The organism is Trichlorobacter lovleyi (assembly GCF_015239775.1).
Classification (GTDB): Bacteria; Desulfobacterota; Desulfuromonadia; order Geobacterales; family Pseudopelobacteraceae; genus Trichlorobacter; species Trichlorobacter lovleyi_B.
Map to the genome: position 1 here is coordinate 1,869,594 of NZ_CP058409.1, position 18,742 is coordinate 1,888,335.

17 protein-coding genes and 4 tRNA genes are annotated in these 18,742 nt (G+C 51.8%); 3 read left to right on the forward strand and 18 right to left on the reverse strand.

Features of this window, described 5'->3' with window-relative positions; genetic code table 11:
• Nucleotides 1-4 precede the first annotated feature (4 nt).
• Nucleotides 5-913 (forward strand): EF-P lysine aminoacylase EpmA, encoded by a 909-nt coding sequence (gene epmA, locus FY034_RS08600; protein WP_265549606.1) that lies wholly within the window; start codon nt 5-7, stop codon nt 911-913.
• Here epmA and xseA read toward each other — a convergent pair.
• Nucleotides 880-2,244 carry an exodeoxyribonuclease VII large subunit gene (gene xseA / locus FY034_RS08605; protein ID WP_265549609.1) on the reverse strand — a complete coding sequence of 455 codons (1,365 nt, stop codon included), beginning with the start codon at nt 2,242-2,244 and terminating at the stop codon, nt 880-882. The genes epmA and xseA overlap by 34 nt on opposite strands.
• Before the next feature lie 79 nt (nt 2,245-2,323).
• Here xseA and FY034_RS08610 point away from each other — a divergent pair, with 79 nt between their 5' ends.
• Together FY034_RS08610 and FY034_RS08615 are read left to right on the forward strand one after the other, a co-directional pair.
• On the forward strand, nt 2,324-3,715 hold the full coding sequence (locus FY034_RS08610) for a ParA family protein (protein ID WP_322573217.1): 1,392 nt from the start codon (nt 2,324-2,326) through the stop codon (nt 3,713-3,715).
• A gap of 28 nt (nt 3,716-3,743) precedes the next feature.
• Nucleotides 3,744-4,217, forward strand: coding sequence for a GreA/GreB family elongation factor (locus FY034_RS08615; RefSeq protein WP_265549611.1), 474 nt, complete (start codon nt 3,744-3,746; stop codon nt 4,215-4,217).
• Here the strand turns inward: FY034_RS08615 and FY034_RS08620 are convergent.
• From FY034_RS08620 to FY034_RS08700, 17 genes are all read right to left on the reverse strand, one after another.
• A complete protein-coding gene (locus FY034_RS08620) occupies nt 4,204-4,482 on the reverse strand; it encodes an integration host factor subunit alpha (protein ID WP_265549613.1) in 279 nt (92 codons plus the stop codon). The genes FY034_RS08615 and FY034_RS08620 overlap by 14 nt on opposite strands.
• 60 nt (nt 4,483-4,542) lie before the next feature.
• Nucleotides 4,543-5,430, reverse strand: a complete 888-nt coding sequence (locus tag FY034_RS08625; RefSeq protein WP_265549615.1) for a divergent polysaccharide deacetylase family protein — start codon at nt 5,428-5,430, stop codon at nt 4,543-4,545.
• Nucleotides 5,431-5,547: 117 nt separating this feature from the next.
• Nucleotides 5,548-6,915, reverse strand: coding sequence for a S41 family peptidase (locus FY034_RS08630; protein ID WP_265549617.1), 1,368 nt, complete (start codon nt 6,913-6,915; stop codon nt 5,548-5,550).
• 95 nt (nt 6,916-7,010) lie between these two features.
• On the reverse strand, nt 7,011-8,207 hold the full coding sequence (locus FY034_RS08635) for a murein hydrolase activator EnvC family protein (RefSeq protein ID WP_265549619.1): 1,197 nt from the start codon (nt 8,205-8,207) through the stop codon (nt 7,011-7,013).
• Nucleotides 8,208-8,212: 5 nt separating this feature from the next.
• Nucleotides 8,213-9,163, reverse strand: coding sequence for a permease-like cell division protein FtsX (gene ftsX / locus FY034_RS08640; protein ID WP_265549621.1), 951 nt, complete (start codon nt 9,161-9,163; stop codon nt 8,213-8,215).
• Nucleotides 9,147-9,833, reverse strand: a complete 687-nt coding sequence (gene ftsE / locus FY034_RS08645; RefSeq protein ID WP_265549624.1) for a cell division ATP-binding protein FtsE — start codon at nt 9,831-9,833, stop codon at nt 9,147-9,149. Before ftsE ends, ftsX begins: the two co-directional genes overlap by 17 nt.
• A 288-nt stretch (nt 9,834-10,121) precedes the next feature.
• Complete coding sequence (locus FY034_RS08650) at nt 10,122-10,841, reverse strand: polyprenol monophosphomannose synthase (RefSeq protein WP_265549626.1); 720 nt, start codon at nt 10,839-10,841, stop codon at nt 10,122-10,124.
• 70 nt (nt 10,842-10,911) lie between these two features.
• Nucleotides 10,912-10,988 (reverse strand) — tRNA-Asp (locus FY034_RS08655).
• Between the two features lie 73 nt (nt 10,989-11,061).
• Nucleotides 11,062-11,137, reverse strand: a tRNA-Val gene (locus FY034_RS08660).
• A 17-nt stretch (nt 11,138-11,154) separates the two neighbouring features.
• Nucleotides 11,155-11,231: transfer RNA gene (locus FY034_RS08665), tRNA-Asp, on the reverse strand.
• Nucleotides 11,232-11,265: 34 nt separating this feature from the next.
• Nucleotides 11,266-11,544: an HU family DNA-binding protein gene (locus FY034_RS08670; protein WP_078790688.1), complete on the reverse strand. Its 279-nt coding sequence runs from the start codon at nt 11,542-11,544 to the stop codon at nt 11,266-11,268.
• Between the two features lie 93 nt (nt 11,545-11,637).
• Nucleotides 11,638-12,897: an ATP-dependent Clp protease ATP-binding subunit ClpX gene (clpX, locus tag FY034_RS08675; RefSeq protein WP_265549630.1), complete on the reverse strand. Its 1,260-nt coding sequence runs from the start codon at nt 12,895-12,897 to the stop codon at nt 11,638-11,640.
• A gap of 1 nt (nt 12,898) precedes the next feature.
• A complete protein-coding gene (gene clpP, locus FY034_RS08680) occupies nt 12,899-13,492 on the reverse strand; it encodes an ATP-dependent Clp endopeptidase proteolytic subunit ClpP (RefSeq protein WP_012469983.1) in 594 nt (197 codons plus the stop codon).
• A 13-nt stretch (nt 13,493-13,505) separates the two neighbouring features.
• On the reverse strand, nt 13,506-14,828 hold the full coding sequence (tig, locus tag FY034_RS08685; protein WP_265549634.1) for a trigger factor: 1,323 nt from the start codon (nt 14,826-14,828) through the stop codon (nt 13,506-13,508).
• 35 nt (nt 14,829-14,863) lie between these two features.
• Nucleotides 14,864-14,948 (reverse strand) — tRNA-Leu (locus FY034_RS08690).
• A 54-nt stretch (nt 14,949-15,002) separates the two neighbouring features.
• Nucleotides 15,003-18,254 carry a UvrD-helicase domain-containing protein gene (locus FY034_RS08695; RefSeq protein ID WP_265549636.1) on the reverse strand — a complete coding sequence of 1,084 codons (3,252 nt, stop codon included), beginning with the start codon at nt 18,252-18,254 and terminating at the stop codon, nt 15,003-15,005.
• The gene (locus FY034_RS08700) at nt 18,251-18,652 is read right to left on the reverse strand and encodes a (deoxy)nucleoside triphosphate pyrophosphohydrolase (RefSeq protein WP_265549639.1); all 402 of its coding nucleotides are present in this window, start codon (nt 18,650-18,652) and stop codon (nt 18,251-18,253) included. Before FY034_RS08700 ends, FY034_RS08695 begins: the two co-directional genes overlap by 4 nt.
• Nucleotides 18,653-18,742: the final 90 nt, after the last annotated feature.

Below are 18,742 nucleotides of genomic sequence, written 5' to 3' on the forward strand. Positions count from 1 at the left end.
TCTCATGCAGAACCCAGGCGCTCTTTACATCCGGGCGCAGGTGCTGCAGACGATTCGACGTTTTTTTACGGAGCGGGGGTTTCTAGAAGTAGAAACCCCCTTTCGTATTCCTGCCAACGCACCTGAAGAGTTTATAGATCCGGTCCCTACCCTCGCCTCCTGGCAACTTCAAACTTCTCCCGAAATCTGTATGAAGCGGCTGTTGTGCCGAGGCTATGACAAAATCTTTCAGATCTGTCGCTGCTGGCGTGCTGATGAGCGTGGTACCAGGCACCTGACAGAGTTTACCATGTTGGAATGGTACCGCAGCAATGCCGATTACCATGATTTGATGCAGGATTGTCTTGGCTTGCTCCAACAGGTAGCAGATACCTGTAGTGTAGGCGCTTGTTTTAAACGAAACAACCTGAAAATAGACCCAAATCAAACCTGGCTGCATTTCAGCCTGCAGGAGGCGTTTTTGCGTTTTGCCAAGGCCGATGCCTTGGTCAGTGCTCAAAACGGGCTCTTTGATGAGCTTCTGACCGACCTGATTGAACCTGCTTTGGAGAAATTTGAGGTGCCGGTTATATTGCAGGACTACCCTGCTCAACTGGCTGCCTTGGCCAGATTGAAAACAGAGACCCCTGATTTTGCAGAACGGTTTGAGTTGTACGTTGGCGGGTTGGAGTTGGCCAACGGCTTCAGCGAACTAACAGACCCCTTTGAACAGCGTGCACGTTTTGAGGAGGCCAATCGAATCAGGCAGCAGATGGGGAAGTCTGAGCTGCCGCTACCGGAACCGTTTCTGGCTGAACTTTCTGCCATGCCGCCGGCAGCCGGTATCGCCTTGGGGGTGGACCGTCTGGTGATGCTCACGGTTGGCGCAGACTGTATCGATCAGGTTGTGGCCTTTACTCCGGAATCACTGTAAGTCTCTTCAACCCGACAGAGGGCGCTCCCTTGGTGCAGCCTCAGCCTGACCTCTTCTCCAATCGCCAGTTCAGCGGCATTTCTGATGATATGCTTGTCGGTCTGTCGTTCAATCACAGAGAACCCCCGCGCCAGCGTGTGCAGGGGAGAAAGTGCCTCCAGTCGCGCAGTTGCCTCTCCCCGTTCCCTGCTAAGTTGTTCAAGCTGGCTGGTTACCCGCCGCTCAGCATGTTCTGTCAACAGCAGCAGTTCCTGGCGCAGTTTACTGATCTGGATGGCAGGATGCAAACCGGCCAGATGCTGTTCATGGCGGGCAAGTTGTTCCCTGCGTCGTCCAAACAGGTTTCGTAGTGCCATGTCCAGGCGTTCAGAAAGGTCATCCACCCGCTGTAGCTGATGCCCTAACATTCGGGAGGGATCATGCAGGGCACGGCGCAACCCGGCAAGGTTGTGCATACGCAGCTTCAGCTGGCTTGAGATAGCCTGATCCAGTCGAAGGACAAGATTCTGAATTTGATTGAGCAGTTCTTCTCGAGCAGTGCAGACCAGTTCTGCAGCCGCCGATGGCGTTGGAGCTCGCAAATCAGCAACAAAATCACAGATAGTCCAATCTGTCTCGTGGCCCACTGCAGAGATAACCGGAATTTTGGAGCGATACACCGCTCGGGCAACCAGCTCTTCGTTAAAGGCCCAGAGGTCTTCCAGAGAACCACCGCCACGACCTACAATCAGGACATCAGCAGCATTCAGTCGGTTAAGATTGTCAATGGCAGCAGCAATCTCAGCAGCTGAACCAACACCCTGAACCCGTACCGGGTATACAATCAGGTGCAATCCTGCATTGCGTCGCCCCAGTACATTCAGTATGTCATGGATTGCCGCGCCACTTGCAGAAGTGACAATACCGACCTTCTGAGGCATGAACGGCAAGGACTGTTTGTGGGATTCACTGAACAGCCCCTCTCCTGTCAGGCGTTCCTTTAGCTGCACAAAGGCAGCCTGCAGGGCACCTAGGCCTTTGGGTTCGACATATTCTGCAATCAGCTGGTATTCTCCGCGCTGGTCGTAGACAGAAAGCCGGCCCCGTACAACCAGGGCCATTCCCTCTTCAAGCTTGAACTTAAGTGCCTTGACACTGCTGCGAAACATGACACAGCGCAGCATCGCTCCACTGTCTTTAAGGGTGCAATAGACGTGGCCTGATGCAGCATAGGTCAGGTTTGAAACCTCGCCTTCAACCCAGACCTGGCTAAAGTTGTCCTCAATCAGGTCTTTCAGGAGTGAGGTTAGTCGTGAGACAGTCAATATGGTCTGTTCTGCAAAGAGATTCATGGCTGAAAAGGTATCACAGTGGCTGCAGATGGTCAAACCAGGGTTGACCACAGGGCTCACTTTCCGTATGATGCGCGCCATGAATAATTTTCCCTATATCCTGACCATTTCATCTGAAAAGGGTGGTGTCGGCAAGACCACGCTGGCAACAAATCTGGCAATTTACTTGAAGGCTATGCAAGAAGATCTGCCGGTTACCATCATATCCTTCGACAATCACTTTACTGTTGACCGCATGTTTGAGTTAAAAGGTCAAGAACCGCGTGGTACGGTCGAAGATATGTTGACCGGTACCCCTGGAGCCGATCTGCTTCACCAGGGACAGTACGGTGTCAGTTACATCCCGTCTTCCAACAACCTGACTGAGCTGTATCAAGGTTTTAAAGGGCCGATGGCGCTCTGCCGTATGGTGGCGGAATCTGGCATTTCTGGCATTATTGTGCTGGATACCCGCCCAGACCTGAATATCCTGACCCAAAATGCCCTTTACGCAGCAGACCGGGTCCTGATTCCGGTAAAAGATATGCCCAGCCTCGAAAACTGCAAGCATATCTTTGCGTTGTTTGATCAGCGCGGTATTGACAAGAAATCACTCTCCCTTATTCCCTGTCTGATAGATAACCGGATCAAATATGATGGCCTGTTCAAGGACCAGCGTACCCTCTTGCGGGCCTTTGCCATCAATCGCGGCTATCGCTGCATGGATACCTATATTTCTAAAAGTCCCAAGGTTGAAAGCCTTAACACAAATCCTGATGGCAAGATCTATCCAATACTCAGTCATGCCCGTGAAACCGAGGTGCACAATCAGTTCACTGAACTGGCACGGGATATCCTTTCCAGCTATCAGCAGACCGCCGAGCCGCGCGCCTACCTGTATCATCAGTGGTTGTCCGAGCAGGAAGGGCGTAAGAAAGAGGCGTTTCTTGCACGTCTGGAAGGTGTGTTGCCCCATTGTGTTATCTGTGGCAAGCTGCATGAGGAGGCAGGTTCCAAAGGCTTCTATTTCGAGACAGCAGATCGTACATCGAGGGGCTTTTTGCACAGTGACTGCTTCGTAGGGATGCTTTGCTCAATCCTCTATGATCTGCATCCCCGCTCTGACCTGTACCAGCTTTCACTGCAGGTTGTCCGCGAAAGTGCAGGGGCATCCGTTGCCATCTTCCGTCCCCTGTTGGATCAGTCCGGTCAGCCTCGCTTGCTTTTCCAGCAGGTTGATCCTGATGGAAGCCCTCTGCTTGAGCGAGAACTGTCTCTTGAAGGGTTTCTGGAAGGTGTCTTTGACGGCATACGCGACCAGTTGTTTTTACTCCTGAACGAGTCAATGACCGGCTATGATGGCGGGTTGCGTGCTAGCTGGCTTGCAGTCCATCCGGTGGATGAGTCAAGACCTGAACAGGTATTGCAGGAAACCTCCTATCGCAGAATTCAGGATTTGCATCGGCGTGTTACTGAGATGGCCACTAACTGAAGACAGGCGACTGACAGGAACTGAATTCATGACAAACCTGATTACTTCACAGGGGTTAAAGCGACTTCAGGACGAGTTTGAATATCTTTGGCGGGTAGAACGGCCCAAAGTTGTACAGGGGGTCTCTGATGCTGCAGCCGAAGGTGATCGTTCTGAAAATGCCGAATATATTTACGGGAAAAAACGTCTGCGGGAGATCGACCGTAAGCTCAAGCAGCTGGGGGGGCGTCTGAAGGTGCTTGAAATAGCACCAGCGCCGCCACAAAACCCGGTCAGGGTAAGCTTCGGCTGTTGGGTTTCCTATGAGGATCTGGAAGGCAACTCCTACTGCTATCAGCTGGGAGGTCCGGACGAGTTTGATGTGAAACAGGGAGTCATCAGTATCGACTCACCGGTTGGCCAAGCCCTGCTGCATAGACAGGTAGATGATGAGGTCACCATCCGCCGTCCAGGTGGTGACCTCGTGGTCTATATCACCGAGATAAACACTATTCGTGGTTGATGCTTTCTTTGAGGATCGCACTTGGCTTGAAAGTCAATACTCGACGGGGGGCAATGGTAATCGCTTCGCCGGTCTGAGGATTACGGCCCCGGCGCGCATTTTTCTCCCTGACCTCGAAGATGCCAAAACCTGAAATCTTGACATTTTCTCCTTTTTCCAAAGTCTCCTTGATCAGATCCAGGAGCGCCTCAACATAGTCTGCAGCCTCTTTTTGCCGTATACCAAGTTCTTGGTGCAGTTGTTTGGCCAGCTCAATCTTGGTCATATGGATACCCTCCCTGATTCAGGTCTGCTATCAGCAGTCCGAGTGTGTTTTGATTCTGGATTATTGGGCAGTAATCAGTCTGGTTATCTTTACCAGTGTAATACCTTTTGACTGCAATTCAGGCAATGCCTTGGTCAAAGTGGCAACAGTTACAGGGTGGGGATGGCAAATAGCTATGGCACGACTGTTTTTCCGGGCACGGGCTACTGCCTGGTTCAATTGCCCTCTGATATACTCTTCATTCTGTTCATTATCCAAAAACACATCCCGACGGGCAGAAGCCAGCTTAATCTCTGCAGCCACCTTGAGACCTGTTGTTTTTGGTGTTGTGATACTATCAACAAAAAAAAGGCCATGTTCCTTCAGAACATTTAAAACAACACGCATCTTATCTGCATTTTCTGTGAAACCTGATCCCATATGGTTATTGGCACCCACTGCCTGGGGCAGAAGCTCCAGATAACCGCGCATTCTGCTGCGCAGCTCATCATCTGACTGTTCAAGCAACAGTCCATTGGATTCCAGGCGCCGCTGGGGGTATTCCTTGGGCTGCATTGGCATATGTAGTAAGACCTCAATTCCCTGCCCTGTCGCAAATAGTGCTACCTCACGGTCATGTCGCAGGCCTGGAATGATGGCAAAATTGATAGGTACCCCGATAGCTGCCAGTGAGCGGGCCTCCTGCAGCGAACTCCCCATGTCATCAATAATGATGGCAAGCTCAGCTCTGCCTGCCGTTGGCCTTTGAACTGTTTGCGGCGGCAATTGGGCGGGATGGATATCACCGGAATAATAGTCAGTTCCGGGTTGCGTCTGGCTTGTCGCAACTTCTGCAGGTTTTTGAGTTGACGGTGACAGCGTTGAGGATGACCGAGGGCTCTGGGGAACTGGTAGCTGTTGTACGGTTGTTTTATTCTGTTGGGAAGATTTCTGGAGATAGTGTTGCAACAGGTAGCCACCAATCATCAGAATACAGACAGCAATCAAAAAAACGGCAAAGGCGAAACCGCCCTTGCCGTTCTTCTTATACCTGTTTGAACGTGGTGAAGGCTGCTTTGGTGCCACCTAACGTTTCTCCGGACCTATTTTCTTCAGGATTTCCCAGCCTTTCAACAGGTCAAGGGCACGTACCAGCTGATAGTCCACCTTGAGTGGGTCCACTGCCTTCTTAGCATCAGCAGTTTCCTTTACCGTCTCTTTGGAGGTCTCTTTTTTATCGTCGGCCTTTTTCTCTGCATCGGTGTTTTCAAAGTGGTTTTCCAGATCCTTTTCCCGTATGAAAAGAGACTCACGACGGGTCGTTTCTTTAGGCATTTCCATCTGTTCTACCACTATGTCCGGAGTGATTCCTTTCGCCTGAATAGAGCGCCCTTTGGGGGTATAATAACGGGCTGTGGTCAAGCGCAGACCGGATTCATCAGCCAGAGGAATGATGGTTTGAACAGAACCCTTGCCAAAGCTCTGAGTGCCCATCACAATTGCCCTTTGATGGTCCTGTAAAGCACCGGCCACAATTTCCGAGGCGCTGGCGCTACCGCCGTTGATCAAGACCACGATCGGGTAACCAGGCTCTTTAGCACGTGAACTTGCGGTAAACTGCATGCGGGATTCTTTATCCCGGCCTTCGGTGTAGACAATCAGCTTGCCACTTTCAATAAAATGATCCGAGATGCGGACTGCCTGATCCAGCAATCCACCCGGATCATTACGCAAGTCAAGCACCAAGCCTGAAAGCTGTTTACCCTTGTTTTCTTCAACCAGTGCTTTAAGCGCCTTGGCAACATCCTCGTCAGAACGTTCCTGGAATTGTGCGACCCTGATATAGCCATAACCATTATCCAGCATACGGGACTTGACGCTTTTGACCTGGATTATGTCACGAATCAGGGTAAACTCTTTCGGGCGTTCAAAACCATCGCGCATAATGGTCAAAATGACCTTCGAGCCTTTGGGTCCACGCATCCGTTTGACTGAATCAGTGATGGACATGTCCTTGGTAAAACGTTCATCAATCCTTAAAATCTGGTCACCAGCCTTGATGCCTGCCCGCTGGGCCGGGGTATCTTCAATGGGAGAAATAACCGTCAGGATTCCCTCTTTCATGCTGATCTCTATCCCCAGCCCACCAAAAGCCCCCTTGGTTTCAACCTTCATCTCCTTGAAGGTATCAGGTGACATGAATGAACTGTGGGGATCAAGAGCAGCAAGCATGCCGTTGATTGCTCCATAGATAAGCTTCTTGGAGTCAACCTCTTCAACGTAGCTCTTCTTGACAATGGACATGACATCCGTAAACAGACCAATATATTCGTAGTCCTTGCCACCCTGGGCATCACACCGGCGCTGGGTGCTGATGCCGATAAAGGCAACCAGGGCAATAACAATAATCACAAAACCAAAGGCAATTTTCTTTGTTCTGCCGGACTTCAGCATGGTGATTCATCCTCCAGATGGGATTAAGCTAGTTAACGTTCTTTTATACATCGAACCGATAAGGAAAACGAGCGTTTTTTACAATAATTTCAGTGTCAGCGGACCCACCCGGCCGGATCAACCGGCTTACCCTGGTGCCTGATCTCAAAATAAAGGGCTGGCCCCTTGGATGAGTCCACATCACCAACCGCGGCCACCACATCCCCCTTGGCCACATCGCTGCCAACCTTGCGGTTGAGTCGCGATGCATAGGCGTAGAGGCTGAAATAGCCGCCACCATGGTCAATGATGATCATGTTGCCATAGCCCTTGAAGTAGTCTGCAAAGATAACGGTGCCTTCATAGATAGTGCGGATATCTGACCCGGCTGCAGCAGAAATGACAATCCCCTTGCTGAAGGTGTACGAGTTGAATTCAGGATGCTTGTGTTTGCCAAAGGTTTCAATCACCTCACCTTTGACCGGCATCCTCATCCGGCCTTTTTGAGAGGCAAAACCACGATCAGGCACAGGAGGCAGCTCGGGCAGCTGCTTACGCTTTGCCGATGGATCATGTTTTTCAGCCGCTTTCCTGCGGCTTTGGGCTTCAAGTCTGTTAAGCATGCTCTGAAGCCGTGAGGCATTGGCCTGCAGCTCTTTCAGCGAGGTTTCGTATCCTTGCCGGTCCTGCCTGACTTTACTTAAATAACTTGATTTTTTCTGTTTGTCCTGCTCAATCTCTTTCTTTTTGGAGGCGATATTCCCTTTTAACCGCTCCTTACGGGTTGCATCCTGTTCCAGGCGCACTTTCAGCTGACGCAGTTCTTCAATTTTCTGGTTATACTCAGCAAAGATCCGTTTGTCCTGTTCCAGCACTGAGCGCATATAGCGAATATTTTCGGCCATCTGGGGAAAACTCTCCGCAGAGAAAAACATTCGTACCGCTCCCAGTTCTCCTGCTTTGTAGAGCGAGGTCAGACGTCGTTCAATCTGCACCCGCCTTTGTTGAGCTTCCACTGTGGTCCGTTCAATTTCTTTACCTGTCTTATCAATGCTGCCTTCCACCGTCTGCAGGTCACGGTCGAGCTGTTTCAGCTCAGATTCTTTACGGTTTAATGACTGCATGATTTCCTGCAACTCACTTGAAACGGCCTGCTCAACCTTGCGGGTTTTTTTAATCAGGTGTTGTTTTTCGCGAATCTCCTTCTTGACGCCGCGCAGTTCATCCTGAGGGCTGGCCGTTACTGGCGATGTCGAGCAAACAAGCAGGCACACCTGAATAACAACAGCTATGATGATAGTAAATGTTTTCACTCCGGCTAGCCTGTGATCTCATTGATGAAGCGTCTCAGTGCAGCCAGGCTGCCGAGAAAGCCAAGTCCGGCTCCGGCCCCGAACAGTCCGGCTATGTACTCAGGCGGTAAAAAAGCGAGACCGGCAGTGGCCGGATTAAAGGTCAGAAAATTTCCGGCATTATGCAGAAACAACAGGTGCACGGACAACAGCAACAGCAGGGCTAGTATACCGCCAGCCATTCCCTGCAGCAGTCCCTCCAACAGAAAAGGCATCTTGATGAACAGCCGGGTGGCACCTACCAGCGACATTACCTCAAGTTCGTCACGACGGGCATAAATGGTAAGCTGAATGGTATTGGAGACAATAAAGACTACTGCCAAAACCAGAAAACCTCCCACCAATCCCCCAACAATCCGCATAAAGGTCAGGAAGGTGTTGAAGCGTCTGACCCACTCTTCACCATACTGTATTTCACCAATTCCTGAAATGCCCTTCAGTTTTGCGACATATGCATCTACTGCCTCAGAGCCCCGGCTGCTCTTCTTTAGGCTGATTTCAAAAGAGGCTGGCAATACTTCCGGCCTGATCCCCTCAAGGAGGGTCTCCTGGCCTTTTAAACGGGTCTTAAAGCGTTTGAATGCCTCATCACGACTGATCCAGCTGACTCTGGAGGTGGCAGGCAGAGCCTGAATCTTGTTCTTGAGATCACTTTGTTCCTGCGGGGTGAGTTCTTTATCAAAATAGACCGTAATCTGTACCTTCTCGCTCCAGGTATCAGCGGCATTTTCAAGATTTACAAAAAGCAGTAAAAACAGTGCGACAATCAGCAGTGCAAGGGTAATGGTGCCGACCGTTACGACGTTTACAAATACGTTCTGACGTATATTGGTTAAGGCCCGCCCTACAAAATACCGCAGACGTCCCTGGGCACCGGGGGCAGTCATAGTGGGACGCTTGTTATTGAATTTCTTCACTGCGTACCTCCCCGCTATCTGCAAGTTCACCGTGCTTCAAACAAATGGTCCGGTAATGGGCATGTTCAATCAGGCGGCGGTCGTGGGTTGCAACAACCACGGTGGTGCCTCGAACATTGGCCTCTTTAAAGATATTCATAATCTGCATCTTATTGGCATCGTCAAGATTGCCGGTTGGCTCATCAGCCAATAAAATTTTAGGGGCATTTACAAGTGCCCTGGCCAGCGCAACCCGCTGTTGCTCACCACCTGAAAGACGCTGAGGCGTGAGATGGATCTTGCTCTCCATCCCCATCTGACGAAGGATATGCATAACCCGCTTACCGATGTCAGCCGGGCTGCCTCCTCCCTGTACTTCAAGGGTAATCGCAACATTTTCAAAGACAGTCCTGTTTTGAAGTAGTTTAAAATCCTGGAAAACAACGCCGATACTACGTCGCAAGAAAGGTAGTTGTGATGGTGTTAATCGGCTAACATTCTGACCATCAATCAATACTTGACCACGGGATGGTGTCAGAGCCCCATAAATCAGTCTTAAAAGGGAGGTTTTGCCAGCACCCGATGGGCCGGTTAGGAAGACAAATTCACCTTTTGCAACACTGAAGCTGACGTTTTGCAGCGCTGTGGCGTCCTTTTGGTAGGCCAGAAAAACGTTATGAAACTGAATCATCATAGTCACCAGTGAGTAAAGGGATGTTCAGATTGTAATAGCACAGATGGAGGGTAATGGGAAAACTGAAAAAACCGCTAAAACAGCAATCAGGTCTTTATGCCAGACGTAAGGCTATCATCCAGAGACCTGCGCACAAAACAGAGGTTGCTCCCCAGATTATGGCCGGTCTTGCCTGAAAGACACCCAAACGAGGAAAGGCTTTAAACATGAACAACAGACTGCTGGCGACCCAGCACCAAAACGTGCACGTGGCAATCACAGACCATAGTTCCGTTGGCATGCGTCTTAGCTCCTGCGTCCAAACAGACTGCCCAGTTTCAGCTTCCAGACCATCAGCACCGCTTCTCTCACAATCCTTTTTGACATCTTTGATTGGCCTGAACGGCGATCAATAAAGATGATCGGCACTTCACAGATTCTGGCGCCAAGCTCAGCCGATCTGAAATGCATTTCAATCTGGAATGAGTAGCCGTCAGAACGTACCCTGTCAAGATCGATAGCTTCAATCAGGCTGCGACGAAAACATTTAAAGCCACTGGTGCAGTCCATAATGGTCAAGCCGGTAATTAAACGGGTGTACCAGTTGGCGCCGTAGCTGAGCATAAGCCGTCGTAATGGCCAGTTGACTACACTGATGCCGTTTAAGTAGCGTGATCCGATAACCAGGTCATGGGTCTCGATCTGTTCAAGAAAGAGCGGCAAAACCGAGGGATCATGGGAAAAGTCTGCATCCATCTCTATCAGCAGGTCAGCGCCAAGCTCCATAGCACGACGAAAACCGTCACGATATGCAGATCCAAGTCCCAATTTGGCTGGGCGATGCAGCACATGTATCCTCTCGTTTGATCGGGAGAGTTCGTCTGCAAGCTGGCCGGTACCATCAGGCGAGTTGTCATCAACCACCAAGACCTGTAATGACGCGTCCTGCGCCAGTACCTGTTCAATCAGGCGCTGCAGATTATCCTGTTCGTTGTAGGTCGGTATGACAACAAAGGCCTTGAGCATATCGAAATATGTACCTCGTTTGTTTACAAAAAGAAAGAGGGTGCCTGGAGAGCACCCTCTTTCATACTAATGGCGGGGTTGACGGGGCTCGAACCCGCGACCTCCGGCGTGACAGGCCGGCACTCTAACCAACTGAGCTACAACCCCAAATTGTTATCAGCGGTATCACTGCTGATTGCTGATAAAAAAAGGAAAAGTTGCCTTTTCCTTTTGATTGTTATGGTGGGTGAAGAGGGGATCGAACCCCCGACATCCAGCTTGTAAGGCTGGCGCTCTCCCAGCTGAGCTATTCACCCAAAAAATTTCTTTAAAATGGCGGGGTTGACGGGGCTCGAACCCGCGACCTCCGGCGTGACAGGCCGGCACTCTAACCAACTGAGCTACAACCCCAAACTATATCTGCTTAACGTGTAACCGGAACTGCTTACTTACCGTTTACGGCTTCCTTCAGAGTCTTGCCAGGCTTGAACTTGGGTACAGTCGCGGCAGCGATATTGATCTTCTTGCCGGTCTGTGGGTTCTGGCCTTTGCGAGCAGCGCGCTTGCTGGTACTGAAGGTACCAAAGCCAACCAGGCTGAGCTTGTCGCCTTGCTTGAGGCAGCCAGTCACAGCGGAGACAAATGCAGCAACAGCCTTCTCAGCCTCAACCTTCTTCAGACCAGCTTTTTCAGCAACGGCGGTAATCAGTTCAGCTTTCGTCACGTTACACCTCCATAAGAGATTGGTTAGGGAAGAATCAAAGAGAAGAAGTTTTTATCAATGCTGTTCAAAACTGTCAAGCACTTTTTTCAGTATTTATGCGACCGCAGAGCCTGCTGACGGTTCGTACACCAGTAAAGGCCGCTCTTTGTGGTAGATCACATCTTCGCTGATTACTACTTCACGAACCGTATTCTGCGAGGGAATCTCATACATTACATCCAGCATGGCCCCTTCGAGAATTGCCCGCAAACCACGAGCACCAGTGTTGCGCTTGAGGGCTTCCTTGGCAATGCTGACCAGTGCTCCATCGGTGAAACGCAACCGTACCCCTTCCATGTCAAACAGTTTCTGATACTGTTTGGTGAGGGCGTTTTTGGGCTCGGTCAGAATTTGAACCAAGGCATCTTCATCAAGTTCTGTCAGGCTGGCAAGCATCGGTAGTCTGCCAATGAATTCAGGTATGTAGCCGTATTTTAGTAAGTCTTCCGGCGTTACTTGCAACAGCAGTTCGCCAGCCTTCTTTTCCAGCTTCTTTTTGACATCGGCCCCGAAGCCCAATGTCTTCTTGCCGATGCGCTGCTGGATGACTCCGTCAAGACCGGCAAAGGCACCACCGCAGATAAAGAGTATATTGCTGGTATCAACCTTGAGAAATTCCTGCTGAGGATGCTTGCGGCCGCCCTTGGGAGGAATGCTGGCCACAGTGCCCTCAATGATCTTCAGCAAGGCCTGCTGTACACCTTCACCGGACACATCTCGGGTCAATGAAGGGGATTCAGCCTTGCGGGCGATCTTGTCGATCTCATCGATATAGACAATTCCTTTTTGCGCCCGCTCGACATCGTAGTCAGCTGCCTGCAGCAGACTCAGAATGATATTTTCAACATCTTCACCAACATAGCCTGCCTCAGTCAGGTTGGTGGCATCGGCAATGGCAAAAGGCACTTTCAGCATCCGGGCCAGGGTCTGTGCCAGCAGAGTCTTGCCCGATCCGGTTGGTCCAAGGATCAGGATGTTGCTCTTCTGCATCTCTACATCGCCCGGTTTGGCTGGACGTTCGATCCGCTTGTAATGGTTGTAGACCGCTACGGAAAGAACCTTTTTGGCGGTTTCCTGGCCAATGACATACTCGTCAAGAAACTCTTTAATTTCTTTAGGCTTTGGCAGCTTGGTGACATCAGGCCCCAGGGCGTCTTCCATCCTGATTTCTTCGGCAATGATGTCATTGCAAAGTTCAATGCACTCATCGCAGATATAGACTGCCGGCCCGGCAATCAGTTTTTTAACCTCATCCTGGCTTTTACCGCAAAATGAGCAGGTAAGATGATGCTGTGACGTGTCTCTTCGACTCACGTTAGTCACCTCCGTCTGGACGACGGGTCATGACGGCGTCAATCAGGCCGTAATTTCTGGCCTCTTCAGCCGACATGAAGAAGTCTCGCTCCGTGTCCTGTTCCAGGCGTTCCACCGGCTGTCCGGAAAGGTCAGCCAGCAAACGGTTGAGTTCCCGTTTCATGCGTAAAATCTCTTCGGCCTGAATCATGATGTCAGTGGCCTGACCGCGTGACCCGCCCGAAGGCTGGTGAATCATGATGCGGGCATGGGGTAGCGCAAAACGTTTCCCTTTTTCTCCGGCAGTTAACAATACCGCCCCCATGGAGGCAGCCTGGCCGATGCAGATGGTTGAAACCGGGGCCTTGATATAGTTCATGGTGTCAAAGATAGCCATGCCTGCAGTCACCACACCACCGGGAGAGTTGATGTACAGGTGAATATCCTTGTCCGGATCCTCTGCTTCAAGAAACAGCAACTGGGCGATCACCAGGTCTGCAACCTGATCATTGATTTCGCCCCCCAGGAAGACAATCCGCTCTTTCAGAAGCCGTGAATAGATGTCGTAGGCGCGCTCACCGCGTCCGCTCTGCTCAACCACCATCGGTACATACATGGACATGAATCCTTTATTCTCCGGCAACCGGAGCATTCAGCTCAGCAGCTTCAACTTCAGTGACTACCGCGTTATCCAACAGGAAGGCGATAGCTTTGTCTTCCTTGATTTCTGCCACCATTGAGTTGCGGGCATTGGCTTGAGAAGCATAGAACTCCTTGATGCGGCTGAGCATATCGTCATTACCTGCAGCGATCTGGGCATAACGGGCCTCAAGATCAGACTCTTCAACGGCAATATTTTCCTGCTCAACCAGCGCCATCACCAGCAGACCGCCTTTGACTTTCTGGGCAGCCTCACCCCAGAAACGCTGTCTGAAGCCGTCTTCATCAAGCCCCATCATTTCAAGGGACATGTTCTGGCCTTTTAGGCGGTTTTTGAGGTTTTCCAGCATAAAGTCGGTCTGACGGCGCACCATGGAATCAGGCACTTCAAGCGGATTTTTTTCGATCAAGGCATCAATGATCCGGGTTTTGAGGTCAGTCTTGATCCGCTCAAGTTCCTGTTGTTCACGCATCTCGGCCAGCTTGGTCCGCATATCAACGATAGTCTCGAAATCACCGAACTGCTGGGCAAACTCGTCATTCAGTTCAGGCAGTTCCTTCTTCTTGATTTCTTTCAGTGTGACCGTAAAGACTCCCGGTTTGCCGGCAAGTTCCTTGTTTGGGTTGTCGTCAGGCATCGTAACCGTAATGTCTTTGGTCTCGCCCAGCGCCATGCCGATCAGGCCTTCCTCCAGCCCAGGCAGCAGACGCCCGTTGCCAACCTCTACCGAGGCATCCTTGCCACTGGTCTCTTCCTCGGGATATCCGGGAACGGCAAAGGAAAAATCAACCGTCAGAACCATGCCCTTTTCAACGGTTCCTTCTTCGACCGGAGCCAGCTGGGCCATATTCTCGCGCATCCGCTCGATTTCGCCCTCAACTGCCTTTTCGTCAGCAACGTAGCGCTCTTTCTTGACCTGCAGACCTTTGTACTCGCCTAACAGAATCTGTGGCATAATCTCGATCAAGGCAGAATATTTGAAGGGAGTCCCCTCCTCTACCAAGGCAATATCATCGATCATCGGAGCGTCAACCGGTTCGATCTTGTGCTCATCCAGTGCCGGGAAAAGGGTCTGTTCATACAGACGGCGCATGACCTCATCCTGCATGGCATTGCGATAAAACTTTTTGACCATCTGCAGCGGTGCCTTGCCCTTGCGGAAACCGGCAAGAGTGGCCTTTTTCTGAATACCGGCAAATGATTTTTCAATCTCGGTATTTACCCGCTCAGCCGGGACTTCAACACTTATTCTGCGCTTAACTGAACTGATCTCTTCTATCTTAACCTGCATCACTGTTCCTCGCTTGCGTGGGATGAAATATTAAATGGTGCGAGAGAGGAGACTTGAACTCCTATACCTTGCGGTGCCAGATCCTAAGTCTGGTGCGTCTGCCAATTCCGCCACTCTCGCAGTATTTGGAATTGGTTAAATTAGGTCAATTACCTTGTTTCGTCAAGGTAATTTCTAAAACAATTCCATTTGTGCCTCTGATTCTACTGGGGCTCTGCGACGTTGCCTACCTGCTTCCGGTTTGTCCACCAACTCTGCGGGCAGCTCAGTAATAAAACGTGAAAGCTCGCGCAAGCCCTGCCCCATCCAACCCCTATAACCTGATGCGGTCAGGATGACACGTTGCTTTGCCCGTGTCAGACCGACGTAAAAGAGTCGGCGTTCTTCCTCCACATTAGGGGTCCCCATCAAGGTGCAAGGAAAGATCCCCTCTTCAAGGCCGGTCATGAAGATGACCGGGAATTCAAGTCCTTTTGAACTGTGGCAGGACATCAGTGCAACCGCTTCGGCCCGCGGATCATAAACCGTTGCTGAGGCATACTGCTTGAGGTGGTGACTGAAGGCGGAGAGATCCGTTCCGAACCCCTCTGCCATCTGCAGGAGTCGGTCCGTAACATCATCAGGTTCCAGGCCAAAGACGGGCAAGGAGATCCGCAGGGCAGCTGCGACGCCCTGGTCAGCTGCTGATTTCTGCAACCTGTCAAGGGTGGATGCCAGCAGTTTGAGGGCCTTGCCCGTTGCCGGGGTATGATCATGTTCAGCCGCCAGGTCAAAAAAATCCCCCCTCAGCGGCAGTTCAGACTCAAGCCGATCAAGGGTGGTTGTTCCCACCCCCTTCAGAGCCCCAAAAAGACTCAGCCAGAGGGCGATTTCATCGCTGCCGCTTGCTGCCTGCAACAGCTGATACAGGGGGCGAAGCTTGGACTCCATGTAAAAGGGAGTTGCTCCTACCAGTTGATACGGTATACCACGACGAGTGAGCGCCTCAGCTAGTTCTTCGGCCTGACGCCCCAGGCGGAACAGAATGGCAAAATCAGCAAAGCTCAGGTTGTCAGGCAATGGTGTGTTGCCACTTCGGCCAGTACTGCGGGAAAAGCTGTCAACACCGCCGATCAGCTCCTCGATTCGTCTGACAATCAGTTCTGCTTCAGCACCCGGGGAGAGTGCCCGATGGAATTCTATTGCCCCCTCCGGGCAATTGTCGGCAGCTGAAAGCGGCAAGCCGCTGCAGATCAGGTTACGGCAGATCAGGCTGCCGGCAGCCTGTACAATCCTTCTGGGCAGACGATAGGTGGTCTTGAGCGGCAACAAAACCGTGTCCGGCACCTCGGCAAAACGGAAGAAGTAGCGCAGATCTCCCCCTCTGAAACCATAAATGGCCTGATCCGGGTCGCCAATGGCAAAGACCGTAGCCTGCTCTGCCAGTAGTTGTACCAGATCGTATTGGGAGCGGTTCAGGTCCTGGAATTCATCCACAAACAGGTGCTGTACAGCCTGTTGCACCCGCTGTTTAAATGATTCGTCGGCATTCATGAGCTGGACACAGACCGGAATAATGGCATCCAGATCAAGGGCGTTCAGGCGCACCAGTTCATCCACATAGAGCTTGGTCTCTTCAGTCAGGGCCACCTGAATGCCGGAACAATGGGCTGAGATGGCATTGGATATCCTGCTGCGTTCAGCCACTCCCCGTTCGGCATAAAGCCGCTTCAGCAACCGCTGGCGACTTTCCGGCCCAACCACGGTCAGGCCAGGATTGTCCTGGCGTAACTGTTCCAGGCAGAAGCGATGAAAGGTGCCGATAAAAAGGTCCTCTGCCGTTGCCCCGCAACTCTTTGCAAGGCGTTCCCGCATCTCTTCAGCAGTGCGGGTTGTAAACGTGATTGCAACAATACGACTGGGATCTGCGCCTTGATCAAGCAAACGCTGCAGGCGTGACACCAGGGTAAAGGTCTTGCCGGTGCCGGGCCCGGCAGCCACCAGCACGCGCCGTCCATCGTTCTGAATGGCTGCCTGCTGCTCAGGGTTCGGACCGGTTGCCTTGGCTGGAACCCGCTGATTGTCAGTTGCGGGTGGAGACGCGAGTTGTTTTGGCAACGGGTCTGACAGCGGCTTTTTGCGGCTTCTGGGAACACGTTGTTCACCGAACAGCCCCCCCTGCCCTGCCAATTGAGCCAGCTCGCCTTGTTCAAAGACCCGGATGACACCAAATTCGCCGTCATAGCCAGGGTGACGGATTACGGTGCCTTCACGCATCCGCTTGACCGCTTCAGCCAGGAGTGGCTCAAAACTCCTGATCTGTTCAAGCTCTGCATGTAACAACAGATTAAATTCAGACCCGAATTGAGCCAGCGCCCGGCCATACTGATGGATGACCTGTTTGGAGGACGGCCCAACCTGGAGTAGCTCTCCCAGCAGCTCCGGCAGCGGAATCAAGGAATAAAACACGGGGGCATCATCGCGATACTGTGGCTCTGCACGATCTGCCAGTTCCAGCACCCGATGATGTACCCCCACGGTAACCGGTTTACCACAGGCCGGGCAGAGGTTTTGCAAACGGCGGGTTTCATGGGGATCAAGGCAGACCTTACAGTCCCGGTGACCATCAAAGTGGTATTTACCCTCTTCAGGAAAGAATTCAACCGTTCCACAAAAGCTGTCACGCTGGTTCTTCTTCAAGGCATCGCGCAGGGAGAAAAAATCAAGACCGGTGTTGAACAGATTGGCTTCGCGCCCCAGCTTTGAGGGAGAATGGCAGTCTGAATTAGAGATCAGGGCACAGTGATCCAGCCCTGAGATCAGGCGGTTCATGTCAGGATCAGAAGAAAGCCCGGTCTCCAGGGCGAAGATATGGCTGCTCAGGTCGCCGAAACACTCTTCAATGCTGTCAAAACCTGATTTTGAACCAAACAGGGAAAACCAGGGGGTCCAGATATGGGCTGGCACCAGAAAGGCATCTGGTGAACATTCCAGCATGATCTCCAGCAGGTCGCGACTGTCCAGCCCCAGGATCGGCCGGCCATCCGATGCAATATTGCCAATCCCGGCCAGTTTGGCGTTCAGACGCTCAACCGAGGCAAAATCAGGCAGATAGAGCAGGTTATGGATCTTGCGGGTTGCCCCGCCCCGTTTGTAGATGGAGCTGATCTCGGCAGACAGCAGAAAGCGGATCGGGCTGTCAGATTGCATCACCCCTGGCAGGATATCAGGAATGCTTTTTTCATCTTTCAGGCGGTAGAAACCTGGTTCAGCAGGTTCAAGCTGCTCTTTCAGCCGCTTGAACCAACCGGGATGGGTACAGTCACCGGTGCCGATCACCTGAATCCCTTTCAGGCGAGCCCATGCCGCCAGTCCGGCCGGACTGCTGTCCGGGCTGGTAGCCCGTGAAAAGGGGGAATGGATATGCAGGTCAGCGATATAGTTCATGGTTGTTGTGTCAACAGAGAAATGATCGGCCAGTCAGCCTCAGCCCAGTCCAGCGTTGCCAACTCATGGGGGGCAAGCCAGCAGGCAGCGCTGTGTTCATGCAGGACCATCTGTCCCTGCAGGCTGTCACAGTGAAAGGGATGGAGTGTTACCGTAAACGTGGGATAACGGTGGGTAAGCGGTTCCAACCCTGCCCCTACCCTGACCACAATTCCCAGTTCTTCCTGTAGCTCACGCAGCAGACACTGTTCTGCAGACTCCCCGGTTTCCAGCTTGCCGCCGGGAAACTCCCACTTAAGTGGCAAGGACATGCTCGCAGAGCGTTGGGTGGCCAGTATCAGGCCATCATTTTTGATGATGGCGCAGGCAACATGTATATGTGGAGTCAGGTCAGGCATGGCACTACCTGTATCATACTGTATCAAGAGCGACAATCAGGGAAAAGCAAAAGCCCGGCAACAAAGGTCGCCGGGCTTTTGCTGAAGCTG